Source organism: Streptomyces sp. NPDC007346 (assembly GCF_040703535.1).
Lineage (GTDB): Bacteria > Actinomycetota > Actinomycetes > Streptomycetales > Streptomycetaceae > Streptomyces.
Window position 1 is genome coordinate 1 of the sequence record NZ_JBEYKR010000150.1, and the last position, 16777, is coordinate 16777.

Below are 16777 nucleotides of genomic sequence, written 5' to 3' on the forward strand. Positions count from 1 at the left end.
TTGCCAACGCGCTGCTGGAGGCGGTGTGGCGCACCAACCAGGTGGACCACGTGCAGATCAGCGTGTGCGAAACCCTCGGCGTGGAAAACCGCGGCCCCGGGGCCTCCTTGCCTCGGGCCCTGGGGCCCTACCTGTCCGATGAGCCCCCCGGGGCCGCCCCGCTCGTGGCGGCCGCGGCCGCCTCCGGGTCCGGGGCCTCCTCGAAGTCGACCCTGCCCATGTGGCGGTTCATCGACTTCATCAGCAGCCACACGCCGACGGCGAGGGCCGCGAAGACGAGGAAGCCGAGGACGCCGGGGGTGACCTTGTTCTTGTCGAGCTCGGCGGCGAGCGGGACGACGTGCGTCAGTGCCTGGGTCGCGTACATATCAGGCATTGTCGCGGATGCCCGCGAAGAGGTCGCTCTCGGGGAGGGAGGTATCGACGAGGGACTTCGCCAGCTCGTACTCCTCGGTCGGCCAGACCTCCCGCTGGACCTCCATCGGAACCCGGAACCAGCCGCCCTCCGGATCGATCTGCGTGGCGTGCGCGATCAGCGCCTTGTCGCGGATCTCGAAGAACTCGCCGCAGGGAATGTGCGTGGTCAGCGTGCGCTCGACCCGCTCGAACTCCTTCCAGCGCTCCAGCCACTCCCCGTACGGCGACTCCAGGCCGCGGGCGATCAGCGCCTCGTGCAGGGCGACGGTGCGCGGCCGGTTGAAGCCCTGGTTGTAATACAGCTTCCGCGGCGTCCAGAGAGGCCCGAACTCGTCCTCGGGGAAGGCCTCCGCGTCCGCCGCACCGTCGAACGCGATCATCGAGATCGTGTGCGTCATGATGTGGTCGGGGTGCGGGTAGCCGCCGTTCTCGTCGTACGTGGTGATGACCTGGGGCCGGAACGCCCGGATCTTCGCCACCAGCCGTCCGGCCGCGACCTGGGGGTCCTCCAGGGCGAAGCAGCCCTCGGGCAGCGGCGGCAGCGGGTCGCCCTCGGGGAGGCCGGAGTCGACGAAGCCCAGCCACTCCTGCTGGACGCCCAGGATCTCCCGGGCCTCGTCCATCTCCTTCGTGCGCACCTCGTGGATGTTCTTCTCGATGTACGCGTCGCCCTGGAGCTTCGGGTTGAGGATGGAGCCGCGCTCGCCTCCCGTGCAGGTCACGACCAGCACGTCCACCCCCTCGGACACGTACTTGGCCATGGTGGCCGCGCCCTTGCTCGACTCGTCGTCGGGGTGGGCGTGAACGGCCATCAGTCGCAGCTGCTCAGTCAAAGCTCGATCCTCAGTGATGTGGTCGCGATGTGATGTGACCGCGGTGGGTCGCCAGGGAGAGAGTGCCATCACCCTGGTTGTCGTTGTTCTGCTGTGTCCCTCTGGGGCGCGGTCGGAAGACGAACGGGCGACTTCTATAGTGACCGAACGGGGAGGCGGAAAATTCCTCGTTGCCCGGACCGGAGGGAAAGATCATGACGGCGGTTCGTGAAGCCACGCCCCAGGGGCGGTACGGCAGGACCGATGATCAGCGCGCGGACCGCACGCTGAAGATCGTCGGTTCGGTGCTGGGCGTCGCGATGCTCGGCCTGATCGCCTGGATCGGCTTCGACTACGTGGGCGGCAAGGGCATCAGCGGCGAGCTGATCAAGTTCCGGATCGCCTCCGACGAGCGGACCGAGGCCCACCTCGAAGTGCGCAAGGACCGCGAGGTCGAGGGCTACTGCACCGTACGGGCCCTGAGCCAGGACGGCAGCGAGGTCGGCCGCAAGGAGGTCCGCTTCGGGCCCGGCTCCGACCGGATCGACGAGCTGGTCGCGATGCGGACCCGGGCGCGGGCCACCGCGGTCGAGCTCACGGGCTGCACGGCGGGCGACTCTCCCGCCGGCTGACCGGCCGCCGGTGACTTTCCGGCGCGCCCGCCCCGGCACACCCTCTCTGACCTGCACTTTTCGGCGCCGGTCCAGTCCACCCGGACGTGTGACGCTTTACCTTCTCCCCCTTTTCCTGGGGAATTGTTAGGCTCGTGGTTTCGCCCACCCGAGGAAGCACATGCTTCCGGGTAGGGCGATGCTTTGTATTCCCAGTACCGACGAGGAGCACCTGTGACCCAGACCAGCGAAAACGTCACCTGGCTCACGCAGGAGGCGTACAACCAGCTCAAGGCCGAGCTGGAGTACCTGTCTGGTCCCGCGCGCACGGAGATCGCCGTCAAGATCGCGGCGGCCCGTGAGGAGGGTGACCTCCGGGAGAACGGCGGGTACCACGCGGCCAAGGAGGAGCAGGGCAAGATGGAGCTGCGGGTGCGCCAGCTCACCCAGCTCCTGGAACACGCGAAGGTCGGCGAGCCGCCGGCCGACGACGGCGTGGTCGAGCCCGGCATGGTCGTGACGATCGCCTTCGACGGCGACGAGGACGACACGCTGACGTTCCTGCTCGCCTCCCGCGAGTACGCCAGCGGGGACATCGAGACGTACTCCCCCCAGTCCCCGCTCGGTCTCGGGGTGAACGGCAAGCGGACGGGCGAGGACGCCGACTACGAGCTGCCCAACGGCAAGACGGCCACGGTGAAGATCCTGGCGGCGAAGCCGTACAAGGGCTGATGCCCGGCCCATCACGAACGGAACGACGTGGGAGCCCCGGCCTTCGAAGGCCGGGGCTCCCACGTCGTCGCGCAGGCTCCGCCAGGTCTCAGGCGGTAGCTCCGCCGGGTGTCAGGCGGTAGCTCCGCCACGTCTCAGGCGGTAGGTCCACCGGATCTCAGGCGGTCGCCGAGCGGTACTTGCGGACCGCCAGGGTCCGGAAGACCACCAGGATCAGGACCGACCAGAGCACCGAGGCCAGGATGGGGTGCTGCATCGGCCAGGCGTCCGGGGTCCTGAAGTCGGGCGGGAGGTTGCCGAAGAGTTCGCGGCAGGCCTGGACGGTGGCGCTGAACGGGTTCCATTCGGCGACGTGCCGCAGGAAGGTCGGCATCCGGTTGGCGTCCACGAAGGCGTTCGAGATGAACGTCAGCGGGAAGAGCCAGATCAGCCCGCCCGATGTGGCCGCCTCCGGAGTGCGCACGGTGAGCCCGATGAGGGCGCCGATCCAGGAGAACGCGTAGCCCAGGAGGAGCAGCAGCAGGAAGCCGAGCAGCACCTTGCCGATGTTCTCGTGGGTGCGCCAGCCGACGATGAGGGCGACGCCCGCCAGGACGACGAGGGTGAGGGTGGTCTGTACGAGGTCGGCGAGGGTGCGTCCGGTGAGGACGGCTCCCCGGGCCATCGGCAGGGACCGGAAGCGGTCGATCAGCCCCTTGTGCATGTCGTCGGCGATGCCCGCACCGGCGCCCGCGGTGGCGAAGGTCACCGTCTGGGCGAAGATGCCGGCCATCAGGAACTCGCGGTAGGCCTGTGGCGAGGTGGAGTCGCCGACCCGGATCGAGCCGCCGAAGACGTAGGTGAACAGCACCACGAACATGATCGGCTGGATCAGCCCGAAGATCACCATCTCGGGGATCCGGGTCATCCTGATCAGGTTCCGCTTGGCGACGACGAGCGAGTCCTTGACCGACTGCGTGATGCCGCCGGAGGGGCGGGGGGCCATGAGGGAGGGTTCCTTGGTGGTGACGCTCACAGGGTGTCCTCCTTGCTGCCGAAGCCCCGGCGGCGTTCCGCTTCTCCCCCGCCGGGGCTCTCCTCGTCCTTGTCCTGCTCTTCGGCCGCGTGGCCGGTGAGGGAGAGGAACACGTCGTCCAGGGTCGGGCGGCGCAGGGCGATGTCGTCGATCTCCACGCCCCTGCCGTCGAGCTCGCGGATGATCTCGGCGAGCAGCTTGGCCCCGCCGCTCACCGGGACGGTCAGCTTGCGGGAGAGCCGTACGACGGTGACCTCGCCCTTGCCGAGGGTGGTCAGGACGGAGCGGGCGGACTCGATCTCGTCGGGGCGGTGCACGACGACCTCGACGCGCTCGCCGCCGGTACGGGCCTTGAGCTGGTCGGAGGTGCCGCGGGCGATGACCTTGCCGTGGTCGATGACGCAGATGTCGTGGGCGAGGCGGTCGGCCTCCTCCAGGTACTGCGTGGTCAGCAGGAGCGTCGTACCGCCCTCCACCAGGCTCTCGATGACGTCCCACAGCTGCTGCCGGTTGCGCGGGTCGAGACCGGTCGTCGGCTCGTCCATGAACATCACGGGCGGCGAGACGACCAGGGCGGCGGCCAGGTCGAGCCGTCGGCGCATCCCGCCGGAGTACGTCTTGGCGGTGCGGTCGGCGGCGTCGGCGAGGTTGAACCGGTCCAGCAGCTCCCCCGCCCGGGTCCTCGCGTCGCGGGAGCTCATCTGGTAGAGCTGCCCGACCATCTGGAGGTTCTCCCGGCCGGTCAGATACTCGTCGACCGCGGCGAACTGCCCGGAGAGCCCCATCGAGCGGCGTACCTCGTTGGGCTTCTTCAGGACGTCGATGCCGGCCACGAACGCGCTGCCGCTGTCGGGGCGCAGGAGGGTGGTCAGGACCCGTACGGCGGTGGTCTTGCCCGCGCCGTTGGGCCCCAGCAGCCCCAGGACGGTGCCCTCGGGCACATCGAGGTCCACTCCGTCCAGGGCTCGTACGTCACCGAAGGTCTTCACCAGGCCTTCGGCGTAGATCGCACCTGGCATTGCGGGGCTCCCCCCGTCGCTCGTGGATGTGGACACTCACGGGCGATCCTAGGATTCGTGGCGCCTCACCGCGCGGTGAACGACGAGATCCGGCCAATCGGCGGGAACCGGGCGGTCAGCCGATGACCCGGTACCCCTCCGCGCGCAGCGCCGCCTCGACCTCTTCGCAGTGGCGGGGCCCCTTGGTCTCCAGGTGGAGGTCGACCTCCACCTCGGTCAGCCCGAGGCGCGGGTCGGTGCGCACGTGGCTGATGTCGAGCACATTGGCGTCGGCCACGGTCAGCGCGGCCAGCAGGGTGGCCAGCGCCCCCGGCCGGTCGGTGAGCCGCAGGCGCAGGCTGAGGTAGCGGCCGGCGGCGGACATCCCGTGGCGCAGGACGCGCTGCATCAGCAGCGGGTCCACGTTGCCGCCGGAGAGCACCGCCACCACCGGCCCCTGGAACGCCCCCGGGTCGCTGAGCAGGGCGGCCACCGGGCTCGCCCCGGCCGGCTCCACCACCAGTTTGGCCCGCTCCAGGCAGAGCAGCAGCGCGCTGGACAGCTCGTTCTCGGTGACGGTGCGGACCTCGTCGACCAGCTCCTCGATCACCGCGAACGGGACGTCTCCGGGGCGCCCCACCTTGATGCCGTCCGCCATCGTGACCGGGTCGTCGAGGGAGACCGGGCGCCCGGCGGCCAGCGAGGGCGGGTAGGCGGCGGCCCCCTCGGCCTGGACGCCGACGATCCGGATGTCGGGGCGCAGCGCCTTCACCGCGACGGCGATCCCGGCCGCGAGACCGCCGCCGCCGATGCCGACGACGATGGTGCGGACCTCCGGGCACTGCTCCAGGATCTCCAGCCCGACCGTGCCCTGGCCCGCGATGATGTCGGGGTGGTCGAAGGGGTGGATGAAGACCGCGCCGGTCCGCGCCGCGTGCTCCTGGGCGGCGGCCAGTGTCTCGTCGACGACCTGGCCGTGCAGCCGCACCTCGGCCCCGTACTCCTGGGTCGCGGCGACCTTGGGGAGCGGCGCCCCGACGGGCATGAAGACGGTGGAGCGTACGCCGAGGAGCGAGGAGGCCAGCGCGACGCCCTGGGCGTGGTTCCCGGCGCTGGCGGCGACCACCCCGGCCGCCCGCTCCACCGGGGTGAGGCCGGAGATGCGGACGTAGGCGCCGCGCAGCTTGAAGGAGCCGGTGCGCTGGAGGTTCTCGCACTTGAGGTGGACGGGGGCGCCGACGAGCTCGGTCAGATGGCGGCTGCCCTCCAGGGCGGTCACCCTGGCCACCCCGGACAGCATTTTCTGCGCGCCCCGGACGTCGTCGAGGATCAAGGTCGGTTGCCGGGTGGTCGAGCGGAACATCATGTCCGCAAGTCTTGCAGCTCGAAGCGGTCCCGGCAGACTTGTCTCATGGCGGCCTGCGGTGGTGTCCGCAGGTTTGTGCGGCACTGGTACGCGTTGCCCCGGGGCCGCGTACTCTGTCCCCCACCCATCCGACACCGCACGAAGAGAGCCCCCGGCCATGCTCCCTCAGGACATGACGACTGCTGCGTCTCCTTCCGGGGGCGCAGTCCCCGAACACCCGGGTCCCGACCGCCTGCTGGACTCCCTCCAGCACCAGGTGGCGGTCTTCGCCCGCCGTGCCGAGCAGACCCGCCTCGGCGGTGTCGGCCAGGTCCGCAACTCGATGGACCGGGCGGCGTACCTGCTGCTGAACCGGCTGGACCGGGAAGGCCCCATGGGCGTCAAGGCGCTCGCCGCGGGCATGGGTATCGACTCCTCGACCGTGACCCGGCAGGTCGCCCCGCTCGTCGACACCGGGCTGGTCAAGCGGACCTCGCACCCGGAGGACGGCCGGGCCGTGGTGCTCCAGCTCTCCCCGCGCGGCCAGGCCCGCCTGGAGGAGGTCCGCGCCTCGCGGCGCGAGCTGATGTCGCAGGTGACGGACGGCTGGACGCAGGAGGAACGGGACACCTTCTGCGCGCTGCTCACCCGGTTCAACGGGTCGCTGGCCGCCCGGCAGGCCGCACACCAGCCGCCGCAGAGCGACTGACGCCTCCGCCCGGCGCCGTCCATCGCGCGCTCCGCGAACGTGCTCGTGCCCACAGGCCGTCAGCTCCTGTGGGCCTTGCCGTACGCTTCGCGAAGAGTTGCCAGATGGATACTTTTTACCTCTAAGGGGCGCCGGAGATGGCGAAGCAGGACAGCAAGAGCGATCTGGTGGGACTGTTGTCCGCCGAGCGCGAGAGAGTCGAGAACGAGTGGATCGACAGCGTCGCCGGGTCGCTCAAGGGCCGTATCAGCAGGGCCGAGGTCGACCGCGAGCTGCGTGAGCTGTACGCGGCGCTCGTGGAGGCGCTGGGCGCGGGCGGGGAGGAGGCCCGCGGCGAGAACCTCTCCGAGACCCGGGCGCTGCTGACCGAGCTGTCGCGCAACCGGGCCCGCCAGGGCTTCACGCCCAGCGAGACGGCGATCAGCGTGCTCGCGCTCAAGAGGGCGTTCGAACCGGCGCTGCGGGACGGATCGGCCGAGGACACCGGCAGGTACCTGCGGCTGAGCCGGCTCCTCGACGACCTGGCCCTGTTCACCATCGAGACGTACACCCGCACCCGCGAGGAGATCATCAGCTCGCAGGCCGCCCAGCTCATGGAGCTGTCGACCCCCGTGGTGAAGCTCTGGGACGGTGTCATAGCCGTGCCCCTCGTGGGCACCCTGGACTCGGCCCGTACCCAGGTGGTGATGGAGAAGCTCCTCCAGGCACTCGTGGACACCGGCTCCGAGCAGGCCATCATCGACATCACGGGCGTTCCCGCCGTGGACACCCAGGTCGCCCAGCACCTGCTCAAGACGATCGTGGCGGCCCGGCTGATGGGCGCGGAGTGCACGGTCTCCGGCATCCGCCCGCAGATCGCGCAGACCATCGTGGCCCTGGGGATCGAGTTCGGTGACATCGTCACCAAGGCGTCCCTCGCCGACGCCCTCCAGCTCGCGCTGAAGAAGTCCGGCATCGACCTCGTCGCGCGCCAGGGCGGCGGGCGATGACCGAGCGGGTTCCGGTCCTGCGGATCGGTGACGTCCTTCTCGTCTCCATCCAGGTGGACCTGGAGGACCAGACGGTGCTGAACCTCCAGGAGGACCTGGCCGAGCAGATCGTCTCGCGCGCGGCCCGCGGTGTCGTCATCGACATCACCGCCGTCGAGATCGTCGACTCCTTCGTGGGCCGGATGCTGGCCACGATCGCCTCCATATCCCGGCTGCTCGACGCCGAGACCGTGGTGGTCGGCATGCGCCCGGCCGTGGCCATCACCCTCGTCGAGCTGGGCCTGTCGCTGGGCGGGGTACGTACCGCACTCGACCTGGAGAAGGGTCTCGCGCTGCTGCGTCGGTCCGCCGCCGACGCGGACCGGCGATGAGCATCCCCTGGGCGGTGGGGCAGGAGCCGCAGACACAGGCCATCGCCCAGAACGACGACGTCGTACGGGCACGCCAGCAGGTCCGCGCGTTCGCACAGCAGTGCAAGCTGTCCCTGGTCGACCAGACGAAGTTCATCACGGCCGCCAGCGAACTCGCCCGCAACACCCTGGTGTACGGCGGTGGCGGCGCGATGAGGGCCGGCCTGGTGGAGCGGGAGGGGCGGCGCGGTGTCGCGGCGGTCTTCGAGGACTCCGGGCCCGGGATCGCCGACACCGAGCTGGCCCTGACCGACGGCTGGACCTCGGGCAGCGGACTGGGCCTGGGGCTGAGCGGGGCGCGCCGGCTGGTCGACGAGTTCTTCCTGGACACCGAGGAGGGTCAGGGCACCACGGTGTCGATCGTGAAGTGGGCCCGATGACGTCTCTCAGGATCTTCGACTGCGAGGACATCGCCTGGTTCCGGGCCGACGCCGAGATGCCCTCGGCGGCGCGGGGAGCGGCGGCGACGCTGGCGCGCCGCATCGGCCTGGAGAGCTACCGGGCCTCGGAAGTGGCGCTGGCCGTCACCGAGGCCGCGACCAACCTCCAGCGGCACGCGACCGACGGGGCGCTGCTGCTACGGGTCCTGCGGACCGCGGACCGGGCCGGCGTCGAGTTCCTCACCGTGGACACCGGCCCCGGCATGGCCGATGTGGAGGCCGCCCTCACGGACGGCACGTCCACCGCGGGCACCCTCGGCATCGGGCTCGGGGCGGTCGCCCGGCTCGCCGACGTCTTCGACATCCACTCGGTCCCGGGGCGGGGCACGGTCCTCGCCGCCCAGTTCTGGGCCCGCGAGGCCGTGGCCGAGACGGCCGGAGCCGAGCCCTCCCCGGCCTCGGGCCTGACCCGGCCCATCAGCGGCGAGACGAGTTGCGGCGACGCCTGGGCCGTACGCGTGGACCCCGGCACCGGCCACGATCCGCGCTCCGGCGCCACCTTGGCCGCCCCCTCACCGGAGCCGGCCATCCTGGTCATGCTCTGCGACGGGCTGGGACACGGTCCGCTGGCCGCGCTCGCCGGTGAGGCCGCCGTCAAGGCGTTCCGGCAGAGCACCGCGCGCCACCCGGAGGGCCTGCTGCGCGACATCCACACGGCGCTGCGCGGCACCCGGGGCGGCGCGGTCGCGGTGGCCCGGATCGAACCCGCCACGCGGCGCCTGTTCTACTGCGGCATCGGCAACGTGAGCGGCGTCCTCCTCGGCCCCGAGTCCCGCAACGGCCTGCTCTCGGCCCCGGGCATCGTCGGGCAGCAGATGCGGAGCCTGCGGACGTTCGAGCTGCCGCTGAAGCCGGACAGTGCGCTGGTCATGCACTCCGACGGGCTGACCGAGCGCTGGAAGGCGGACGACATACCCGGGCTGCTCCGGCACACCCCCGCCGTGATGGCGGGCCAGTTGCTGCGCGAGGCCGGTGTCCGCCGTGACGACGCCGGGATCGTGGTCGTCAAGGGGGCCTGGTGACGGTGTCGGCCGCCCGGTCCGCGTCCCTCTCCGCGTTCGGTCTCGCCACGGCGCAGGACGTCTTCGCCCTGCGCCGCATCGGCCAGAGCGCGGCGGAGGCCCTGGGCATGGACCGCCAGGACCAGGTGCGCATCGCCACCGCGCTCAGCGAACTGGGCCGCGACCGGCTGGGCTGCGACGGGCTGACGGTGGCCTTCACCCTGCCCACGGGCCCGGAACCCGCCCTGGCCGTCGTCTTCGAGTGGGACGGCGGTACGAAGGCGGCCCCCGATCTCGAACCGGCCTCCCGCCTGCTGCACCGGGTCCGCCACGAGAGCGGCGGCGCGCGGGAACGGATCGTCGCGGAACACCCGCTGCCCGCCGGCTGGGCCGACACCCCGGCCGCCCGGCTGGAGGTGCGCGAAGCCCTGCGCCGCCACGCGCCCATGACGCTCGCCGACGACCTGCGGGCGCAGACCCGCGACCTGATCGCCACCCTGGAGGAGACCCGGGCCCAGCGCGAGGAGCTGCGCAGGCTCAACGACGAGCTGGAGGAGACGAACCGGGGGGTCCTCGCGCTCTACACCGAGCTGTCGCAGGAGCTGGAGGAGACGAACAGCGGCGTCGTGGCCCTCCACGCCGAGCTGGAGGAGAAGTCGAACCGGCTGCGGGAGACCAGCGAGGCCAAGACGCGCTTCTGGACCAACATCAGCCATGAGCTCCGCACCCCCGTGAACGCGGTGGTCGCGCTCTCCCGGCTGCTGCTGGCGTCCGGCTCCGCACCGCTCACCGAGGAGCAGCGCCGTCAGATCCTGCTCATCGACGCCTCGGGGCAGACCCTGTTCTCGCTGGTCAACGATCTGCTGGACATGGCCAAGGCGGAGGCGGGCCAGCTGGAGATCGTCTCCGCCCCGGTCGACCTGCGGGCGCTGGTGGGTCAGCTCGGAGCCGTGATGCGCTCCACCGGGATGCCGGACGGCGTCGCCCTGCTGATGCCCGACCCCGGCACGCTCCCGGTCACGGTGACCGACGAGGCCCTGCTCACCCGCATCCTGCGCAACCTGCTGTCGAACTCCCTGAAGTTCACCGAGAAGGGCGAGGTCACGCTGGCGTTCGAGGCGGCCGGGGAGGCTGCCGGGCCGTGGATGACCTTCACCGTGACGGACACCGGTGTGGGCATCCCCGAGGACGAACTGCCCCGGGTCTTCGAGGAGTTCTACCAGGTACGCGGGCCGCTCCAGCGCACTCACCGGGGCACCGGCCTCGGACTCCCCTACGCCCGCACCCTCACCGAACTCCTGGGCGGCACCCTGCGGTTGTCCAGCACTCCCGGCGCGGGCACCCGCGTCGAGGTCCGGCTGCCCCACCGGCCCGCTCCCCCGCCCGCACCCCCCGCTCCGGAGGCCGACGCGTGACCGAGACGAGACGACGCGACAGCGCACCGGGGACCATCCTGGTGATCGACGACGACGAGACCAACCGCTACGTCCTGACCAGCTGGCTCAGACGGGCCGGGCACACCGTGCTCGACGCCGCCGACGGAACCCAGGGCCTGGCCCTGATCGGCGCGCGCGACACCCCTCTGCCCGAGGCCGCGGTCATCGACGTCCAGCTCCCCGACATGACCGGCTTCGAGGTCTGCGAGCGGATCAAGGCCGACCCGCGCACCGCCTCGCTGCCGGTCATCCACGTCTCCGCCGTCGCCATGAGCCCGGAGGACCACACCGAGGGGCTGAGCCGGGGCGCGGACGCCTACCTCGACCAGCCCGTCGACCCCGAGGAGTTCCTGGCCACCGTCACGGCCGCCCTGCGCTACGTACGGGCACGGCACCGGGCGGAACGTCTCACCCTGCGGCTGTCCGCCCTCAACCGGGCGACCCTGGACGTCTACCGGGCCGTCGGCTTCCACTCCTTCGCCGCGTCGGCCACCGGCGGTGCGGCCTCGCTCATGTCCTGCCCCGCCACCGCGATCTTCCTGAGCCCCCAGGGGCAGCCGGTGCACAGCCACACCCCGGAGCCGGGCGCGGCCCCCCTCACCCTGCCGGCGGGGTCCGAACTGCTCTCCCGGCTCGCCGCGTTCACCCTGGGCGGCGACACCGGGGCCGAGGTGAGGATGATGCCGCGGGGCCAGTGGAAGGCGCTGCTGCCCCTCGACCCGATCGACGAGGACGTCGTGCTGGTGGTGGCGCGGACCAAGCGCAACCGTCCGCCGGTGTGCGTCGCGGTCCCCGCCCGCGCGGCCCGCGGGAACGACGGGCGCGACCTGCTGCTGCAACTGGCCAGCGCCTGTGCCCTCGCCCTGGAGGCCCTGCGCACCTACAACGAGGAGCACGCCCTCGCGCTCGCCCTCCAGCGCACGTTCCTGCCGGACCGGCTGCCGTCCGTACCGGGCGTCTCCCTCGCCGTACGCTACCGCCCGGCCTCCGACCACGCCGAGATCGGCGGCGACTTCTACGAGGCCCTGGAGACGCCGGACGGGCTGCTCCTGGCCATCGGTGACGTGGCCGGGCACTCGCTCGTCGCCGCGACGGTCATGGGCGAGATCCGCCACGCGCTGCGCGCCTACGCCCTGGAGGGCCACCCGCCGCACCACGTGCTGGAGCGGCTCGACGCCCTCCTCGCCCACACCCGCCCCGGCCTCACCGTGACGCTCTGCCTCGTCCTGGTCGACCCGGACGGCAGCCGGATCCACGTCGCCAACGCCGGTCACATCCCGCCCCTGCTGCTCACCCCCGACGGCGGCGCCACCTACCTCCACGAGCACGGCCCGCTGCTGGGGCTCCGGCTGCCGCACCCGCCGGCGCGCGTCCACCCGGTCGCCCCGGACACCCGCATCCTGCTGATCACCGACGGCCTGGTGGAGGTGCGCACCCAGAACCTCGACGACAGCCTCGCGGCGTTCCGCTCCACGTCCCTCGAAGGACCCCGGGAGCTGGAGGCCCTCTGCGACTTCCTCCTCGGCTCGTTCGGCGAGGACAAGGAGGACGACATCGCGCTGCTCGCCATCGAACTGGGGCCGGGCCCCGGACCGGCGGCCTGACCGGGGGCCTCGCGGACCCGGTGTGTCGCCCCTCTTGACCCGGGCGCCGCACCGGGGCTCGGATGAGCTGCATGCGAGAGCGGCAGACCCACCGGGACCGGCTCCGCGCCCAGGAGTTCGATGCCTTCGTGGCGGGCGCGGGCGGCCGCCTGCTGCACACGGCGACGCTGCTCACCGCCGAGCCGGCCGCAGGCGTACGGGCCGAGCGGCTGCTCCGCGCGGCGCTGGCACGTACGTACGCGGAGTGGGACCGGCTGCGCGGCGAGGACCCGTACGACCGCACCCGCCAGGAGCTCGCGGTCCGCTTCGCCCGTCAGGCCTGGCGCCACCGGCGCCCGCTCGGCGGGGTGCTGGACCGGCTCGCGCCGCTGGAGCGGCTGGTGCTGGTGCTGCGGCTGTACGAGGAGGTCGGCGAGGACCAGACGGCGGCGCTGCTGGGGCTCCCGGCGGACCGGGTGCGGGCCGTCTGCGACCGCTCGATCGCGGTGATGCGCTCGGCGGGGCGGGGGCGCGGGGGCGCCGCTGCGGGGCCTCGGGGCCCGGCCACCGGTCCGGGCACCGGCCCCAGGGGTTCGGACACCGGCCCCAGAGGTCCGGCCGCCGGTTCGGCGTTCGCTTCCGGGGTGACGCCGTGACCGGGTACGGGGGGCAGGACCGTAAGTCGGCGGAGGTCCGCCGGATGCTGGAGGGGCCGCACCCGCCGGTCCCGGCCGGTCTGGTGGACCGGGCCGCGCGGCGCGGCGCCCGGCTGCTGCGGCTGCGGCGCGGGGCGCGGCGTACGGCCTGGTGGCTGGCGGGGGCGGCGTTCGCCGCGTTCCTGGTGTGGGCCGGGGTCGAGCAGCCGTGGCTGCCCGAGCCGGCCGAGGTGACGCCTCCGCTGGAGGGGTGGTGAGGGCCGGGGGCCCGCCCGGAAGCGGCCCCCCGGCCCCGCCCGGTCAGCCCAGGGCCTGGGTGAGGTCGGCGAGCAGGTCGTCGCCGTTCTCGATGCCGACGGAGAGGCGGACCAGGTCGGCGGGGACCTCCAGCAGGGAGCCCGCGACGGAGGCGTGCGTCATCAGGCCGGGGTGCTCGATCAGCGACTCGACGCCGCCGAGGGACTCACCCAGCGTGAAGAGCTTGGTCCGGTTGCAGACCTCGACCGCCGCCGCCTCGCCGCCCGCGACGCGGAAGGAGACCATGCCGCCGAACGTCTTCATCTGCTTGGCGGCGATCTCGTGGCCCGGGTGGTCGGGAAGGCCCGGGTAGTAGACCTGGGAGACCTTGGGGTGCCGGGTCAGCAGCTCGGCGGCCCTGGTGGCGTTCTCGGTGTGCCGGTCCATGCGGACGGCGAGGGTCTTGATGCCGCGCAGCACGAGCCAGGCGTCGAAGGGGCCGGAGACCGCGCCCATGGCGTTCTGGTGGAACGCCAGCTCCTCGGCCAGCTCCGGGTCGCTGACGACCAGGGCGCCGCCGACGACGTCGGAGTGGCCGCCCATGTACTTGGTGGTGGAGTGCACGATGACGTCCGCGCCGAGCGCGAGGGGCTGCTGGAGGTAGGGCGAGGCGAAGGTGTTGTCGACGACGAGGCGGGCCCCGGCCTCGTGCGCGACCTGGGCGACGGCGGCGATGTCGGTGATGGCGAGCAGCGGGTTGGAGGGGGTCTCCACCCAGATCGCCTTGGTACGCGGGGCGATGGCCGCCCGCACCGCCGCCACGTCCGAGGTGTCGGCGACCGAGAACTCCACGCCCCAGCGCGCGGCGACCTTGGCGAACAGCCGGAAGGAGCCGCCGTAGGCGTCGTTCGGGATGACCACGTGGTCACCGGGGGTCAGCAGCGTACGCAGGAGGGTGTCCTCGGCGGCGAGGCCGGAGGCGAAGGCGAGACCGCGGCGGCCGCCTTCCAGGGCCGCCAGGTTCTCCTCCAGGGCCGTGCGGGTCGGGTTGCCGCTGCGGCTGTACTCGTAACCGCCGCGCAGCCCGCCCACGCCGTCCTGCTTGTACGTGGACACCTGATAGATGGGCGGAACCACCGCGCCGGTGAGGGGGTCGGCGGTGTTCCCCGCGTGGATCGCGAGAGTCTCGAAGCTGTGATGGTCGCTCATGGTTCCCGAGCGTAGTTCGTCGGGAGGGCCGGGAGGGCCCGTACGGGCCACTCGCCACTCCGGTGACAATGGAGCCATGGAGATTCTGTTGTTCCTGCTCGCGATGTGCATGCTCGCCGCGATCGTCGGCCCCTGGGTCATGCGCCGCCGGGGTGGTATCCGCCAGGTCGCCCCGGGTTCACCCGACGCGGCCGACCCCGACACCTACGGCTTCGCGCGCCAGGAGGAGCTGGACGTCCGGATGCCCGGCCCGGACCAGGATCTCCTCGACGTCCTCGACGTCGTCCAGGCCACCCAGGACTGGCGGGCCGCCGCCCAGCTGCTCGCCGGTACGCCGAAGGAGGGCGAGGTGCGCTGGCAGCGGGTGCAGGCCTTCGCGGGCGCGGCCTCGCTGGAGCTGGCGCAGCAGCCGGGCAAGGGCGGGTCGTGGCTGCGCGCCTGGCGGGCCCAGTCCCCGAAGGACGCGGGCGGGGCGGCGGTGCACGCGGAGTTCCTGGTGCAGCAGGCGTGGCGCTCCTCGGCGGCGGGGACCGACGACTTCCGGATCATCCTGGAGGAGGCCCGTACGGTCTGCGGCGAGGCGGCCCTGCTCGCCCCGGGCGACCCGGTGCCGTACATCGTGGAGCTGGCGGTGGCCCGGGGCCTGAACTACCCCGCCGAGCAGTTCGACCAGCTCTGGGCGAAGATCATCGACCGGGCCCCGGCGCACATGGGCGCGCACATCGCGGCGCTGCACTACCACTGCGAGAAGTGGCACGGCTCACGCGCGGACGCCGAGGCCTTCGCCACGGCCGCCGCCGCCCGCGCCCCGCAGGGCTCGCTGCTCGCCGCGCTGCCGCTGTTCGCGCTGTACGAGCACCTGCCGGAGGTCAACCTCGTGCAGGGCTTCTACCGCGGCCAGGTGGTGACGAAGGCGGTCGAGGGCGCGATGTTCGCGGTCCACTCGGCCCGCCCGGACGACCCGATGCTCGCCCATGTGCGCCACCTGCTGGTGCTGTTCCTGGTCCACATGGAGCGCTGGTCGGAGGCGATGCACCAGCTGGTCCTCATCGACGGCCACGTGGGCGCGCTGCCCTGGACGGCGGAGCCGGACCCGGCCGCGCAGTACACGGTCTACCGGGCGCTGGCGGTCGCGGGGTACGAGGCGAACGGCGGCTCCCCTGCGACGCTGCCGCGCTGAGCGGCGCCGCGACGGACGCGGCGACGGGTGTGGCGACGGGCGCGGCGACGGGCGCGGCGACGGGACGTGGCGACGAGTGTGGCGACGGGCGCGGTGCGGTAGCAGTGGGGTGGCGGTGGGGGACGGTCCCCGCCCCGGAATCCCGGCAGCCGCTCCCTTGTTGTAAGGGGGACGAACCCGACCCCGGAGGAGCCACCGCATGTTCCTGAACCGCCGCACCCCCGAGCTCCCCACCCCGGAGCAGGCCCTGCGCGGCCGCCCCGTTCCCGAATTCACGGTCCCCTCCCGCCACACGGTCCTCGGCAACCCCCTGGTGGGGCCGTACCCGGAGGGGCTGGAGGTGGCGGACTTCGCGCTCGGCTGCTTCTGGGGCGCGGAGCGGAAGTTCTGGCAGACGGAGGGCGTCTGGACGACGCTGGTCGGCTACCAGGGCGGCTACACCGAGAACCCCACGTACGACGAGGCCTGCTCGGGCCTGACCGGCCACACGGAGGCGGTCCGCGTGGTCTTCGACCCGGCGGTCGTCCCGTACGAGGAGCTGCTGAAGCTCTTCTGGGAGTCCCACAACCCGACCCAGGGCTTCCGCCAGGGCAACGACGTGGGCACCCAGTACCGCTCCGCGATCTACACCCACTCGCCCGCGCAGGCAGCGGCGGCGGACGCCTCCCGCGAGGCGTACCAGAAGGTGCTGACGGCCTCGGGCCACAAGGAGATCACCACGGAGATCCTCCCGGCCGAGGGCCGCCCGTTCTGGCCGGCGGAGGCGTACCACCAGCAGTACCTGGACAAGAACCCGGGCGGTTACTGCGGGATCGGCGGTACGGGGGTGTCCTGCCCGATCGGTGTGGCACCGGTCGAGAGCTGACGGACCGGGGCCCCGGGCTGCGGCTGCGGGATGCGAGCCCCGGGCTGCGGCTGGCGAGCCGCGGGCTTGCGGGCTGCGGCTGGTGGCTCCGGCTGCGAGCTGCGGGCTGCGGCTCCACCAGGCTGGTGGCTC

Annotated in this window: 19 protein-coding genes; 13 read left to right on the forward strand and 6 right to left on the reverse strand. The window is 72.3% G+C overall.

The features are described from left to right. Positions 1–127: 127 nt before the first annotated feature. A complete protein-coding gene (locus AB0917_RS28485; RefSeq protein WP_366822554.1) occupies positions 128–367 on the reverse strand; it encodes a hypothetical protein in 240 nt (79 codons plus the stop codon). Between the two features lies 1 nt (position 368). Further along, entirely contained in the window at positions 369–1250 is an 882-nt protein-coding gene (gene mca / locus AB0917_RS28490) for a mycothiol conjugate amidase Mca (protein ID WP_366822555.1), read from the reverse strand. A gap of 194 nt (positions 1251–1444) precedes the next feature. Here mca and AB0917_RS28495 point away from each other — a divergent pair, with 194 nt between their 5' ends. Both AB0917_RS28495 and greA read left to right on the forward strand, forming a co-directional pair. Beyond that, positions 1445–1861 (forward strand): DUF4307 domain-containing protein, encoded by a 417-nt coding sequence (locus tag AB0917_RS28495; RefSeq protein ID WP_366822556.1) that lies wholly within the window; start codon positions 1445–1447, stop codon positions 1859–1861. Positions 1862–2074: 213 nt separating this feature from the next. Continuing rightward, complete coding sequence (gene greA, locus AB0917_RS28500) at positions 2075–2572, forward strand: transcription elongation factor GreA (protein ID WP_366822557.1); 498 nt, start codon at positions 2075–2077, stop codon at positions 2570–2572. Positions 2573–2729: 157 nt separating this feature from the next. Here greA and AB0917_RS28505 read toward each other — a convergent pair whose 3' ends face one another. The 3 genes from AB0917_RS28505 to ilvA all read right to left on the reverse strand — a co-directional run bounded on the left by AB0917_RS28505 (position 2730) and on the right by ilvA (position 5951). Further along, positions 2730–3557: an ABC transporter permease gene (locus AB0917_RS28505; RefSeq protein WP_366822570.1), complete on the reverse strand. Its 828-nt coding sequence runs from the start codon at positions 3555–3557 to the stop codon at positions 2730–2732. A gap of 26 nt (positions 3558–3583) precedes the next feature. Next, complete coding sequence (locus tag AB0917_RS28510) at positions 3584–4606, reverse strand: ATP-binding cassette domain-containing protein (RefSeq protein ID WP_366822558.1); 1023 nt, start codon at positions 4604–4606, stop codon at positions 3584–3586. A gap of 115 nt (positions 4607–4721) precedes the next feature. Then, entirely contained in the window at positions 4722–5951 is a 1230-nt protein-coding gene (ilvA, locus tag AB0917_RS28515; protein ID WP_366822559.1) for a threonine ammonia-lyase, read from the reverse strand. Between the two features lie 157 nt (positions 5952–6108). Here ilvA and AB0917_RS28520 point away from each other — a divergent pair, with 157 nt between their 5' ends. From AB0917_RS28520 to AB0917_RS28560, 9 genes are all read left to right on the forward strand, one after another. Beyond that, positions 6109–6639, forward strand: a complete 531-nt coding sequence (locus AB0917_RS28520; protein WP_366822560.1) for a MarR family transcriptional regulator — start codon at positions 6109–6111, stop codon at positions 6637–6639. A gap of 137 nt (positions 6640–6776) precedes the next feature. After that, on the forward strand, positions 6777–7628 hold the full coding sequence (locus AB0917_RS28525; protein ID WP_366822561.1) for an STAS domain-containing protein: 852 nt from the start codon (positions 6777–6779) through the stop codon (positions 7626–7628). Then, complete coding sequence (locus tag AB0917_RS28530) at positions 7625–7999, forward strand: STAS domain-containing protein (protein WP_364984567.1); 375 nt, start codon at positions 7625–7627, stop codon at positions 7997–7999. The genes AB0917_RS28525 and AB0917_RS28530 overlap by 4 nt, the downstream gene beginning before the upstream one ends. Next, a complete protein-coding gene (locus AB0917_RS28535; protein ID WP_366822562.1) occupies positions 7996–8418 on the forward strand; it encodes an ATP-binding protein in 423 nt (140 codons plus the stop codon). The genes AB0917_RS28530 and AB0917_RS28535 overlap by 4 nt, the downstream gene beginning before the upstream one ends. After that, positions 8406–9500, forward strand: a complete 1095-nt coding sequence (locus tag AB0917_RS28540; protein ID WP_366822563.1) for an ATP-binding SpoIIE family protein phosphatase — start codon at positions 8406–8408, stop codon at positions 9498–9500. The genes AB0917_RS28535 and AB0917_RS28540 overlap by 13 nt, the downstream gene beginning before the upstream one ends. After that, on the forward strand, positions 9497–10894 hold the full coding sequence (locus tag AB0917_RS28545; protein ID WP_366822564.1) for an ATP-binding protein: 1398 nt from the start codon (positions 9497–9499) through the stop codon (positions 10892–10894). The genes AB0917_RS28540 and AB0917_RS28545 overlap by 4 nt, the downstream gene beginning before the upstream one ends. Further along, entirely contained in the window at positions 10891–12519 is a 1629-nt protein-coding gene (locus AB0917_RS28550) for a fused response regulator/phosphatase (protein WP_366822565.1), read from the forward strand. The genes AB0917_RS28545 and AB0917_RS28550 overlap by 4 nt, the downstream gene beginning before the upstream one ends. 71 nt (positions 12520–12590) lie before the next feature. Beyond that, positions 12591–13154: an RNA polymerase gene (locus AB0917_RS28555; RefSeq protein ID WP_366822566.1), complete on the forward strand. Its 564-nt coding sequence runs from the start codon at positions 12591–12593 to the stop codon at positions 13152–13154. A gap of 44 nt (positions 13155–13198) precedes the next feature. After that, entirely contained in the window at positions 13199–13411 is a 213-nt protein-coding gene (locus AB0917_RS28560) for a hypothetical protein (RefSeq protein ID WP_366822571.1), read from the forward strand. Positions 13412–13454: 43 nt separating this feature from the next. Here the strand turns inward: AB0917_RS28560 and AB0917_RS28565 are convergent, their stop codons facing one another. After that, positions 13455–14600, reverse strand: coding sequence for a cystathionine gamma-synthase (locus tag AB0917_RS28565; RefSeq protein ID WP_366822567.1), 1146 nt, complete (start codon positions 14598–14600; stop codon positions 13455–13457). Positions 14601–14676: 76 nt separating this feature from the next. Here AB0917_RS28565 and AB0917_RS28570 point away from each other — a divergent pair, with 76 nt between their 5' ends. Next, positions 14677–15780 carry a hypothetical protein gene (locus AB0917_RS28570; RefSeq protein ID WP_366822568.1) on the forward strand — a complete coding sequence of 368 codons (1104 nt, stop codon included), beginning with the start codon at positions 14677–14679 and terminating at the stop codon, positions 15778–15780. A gap of 199 nt (positions 15781–15979) precedes the next feature. Beyond that, positions 15980–16645, forward strand: a complete 666-nt coding sequence (gene msrA, locus AB0917_RS28575) for a peptide-methionine (S)-S-oxide reductase MsrA (RefSeq protein WP_366822569.1) — start codon at positions 15980–15982, stop codon at positions 16643–16645. The last annotated feature ends 132 nt before the right edge of the window (positions 16646–16777 follow it).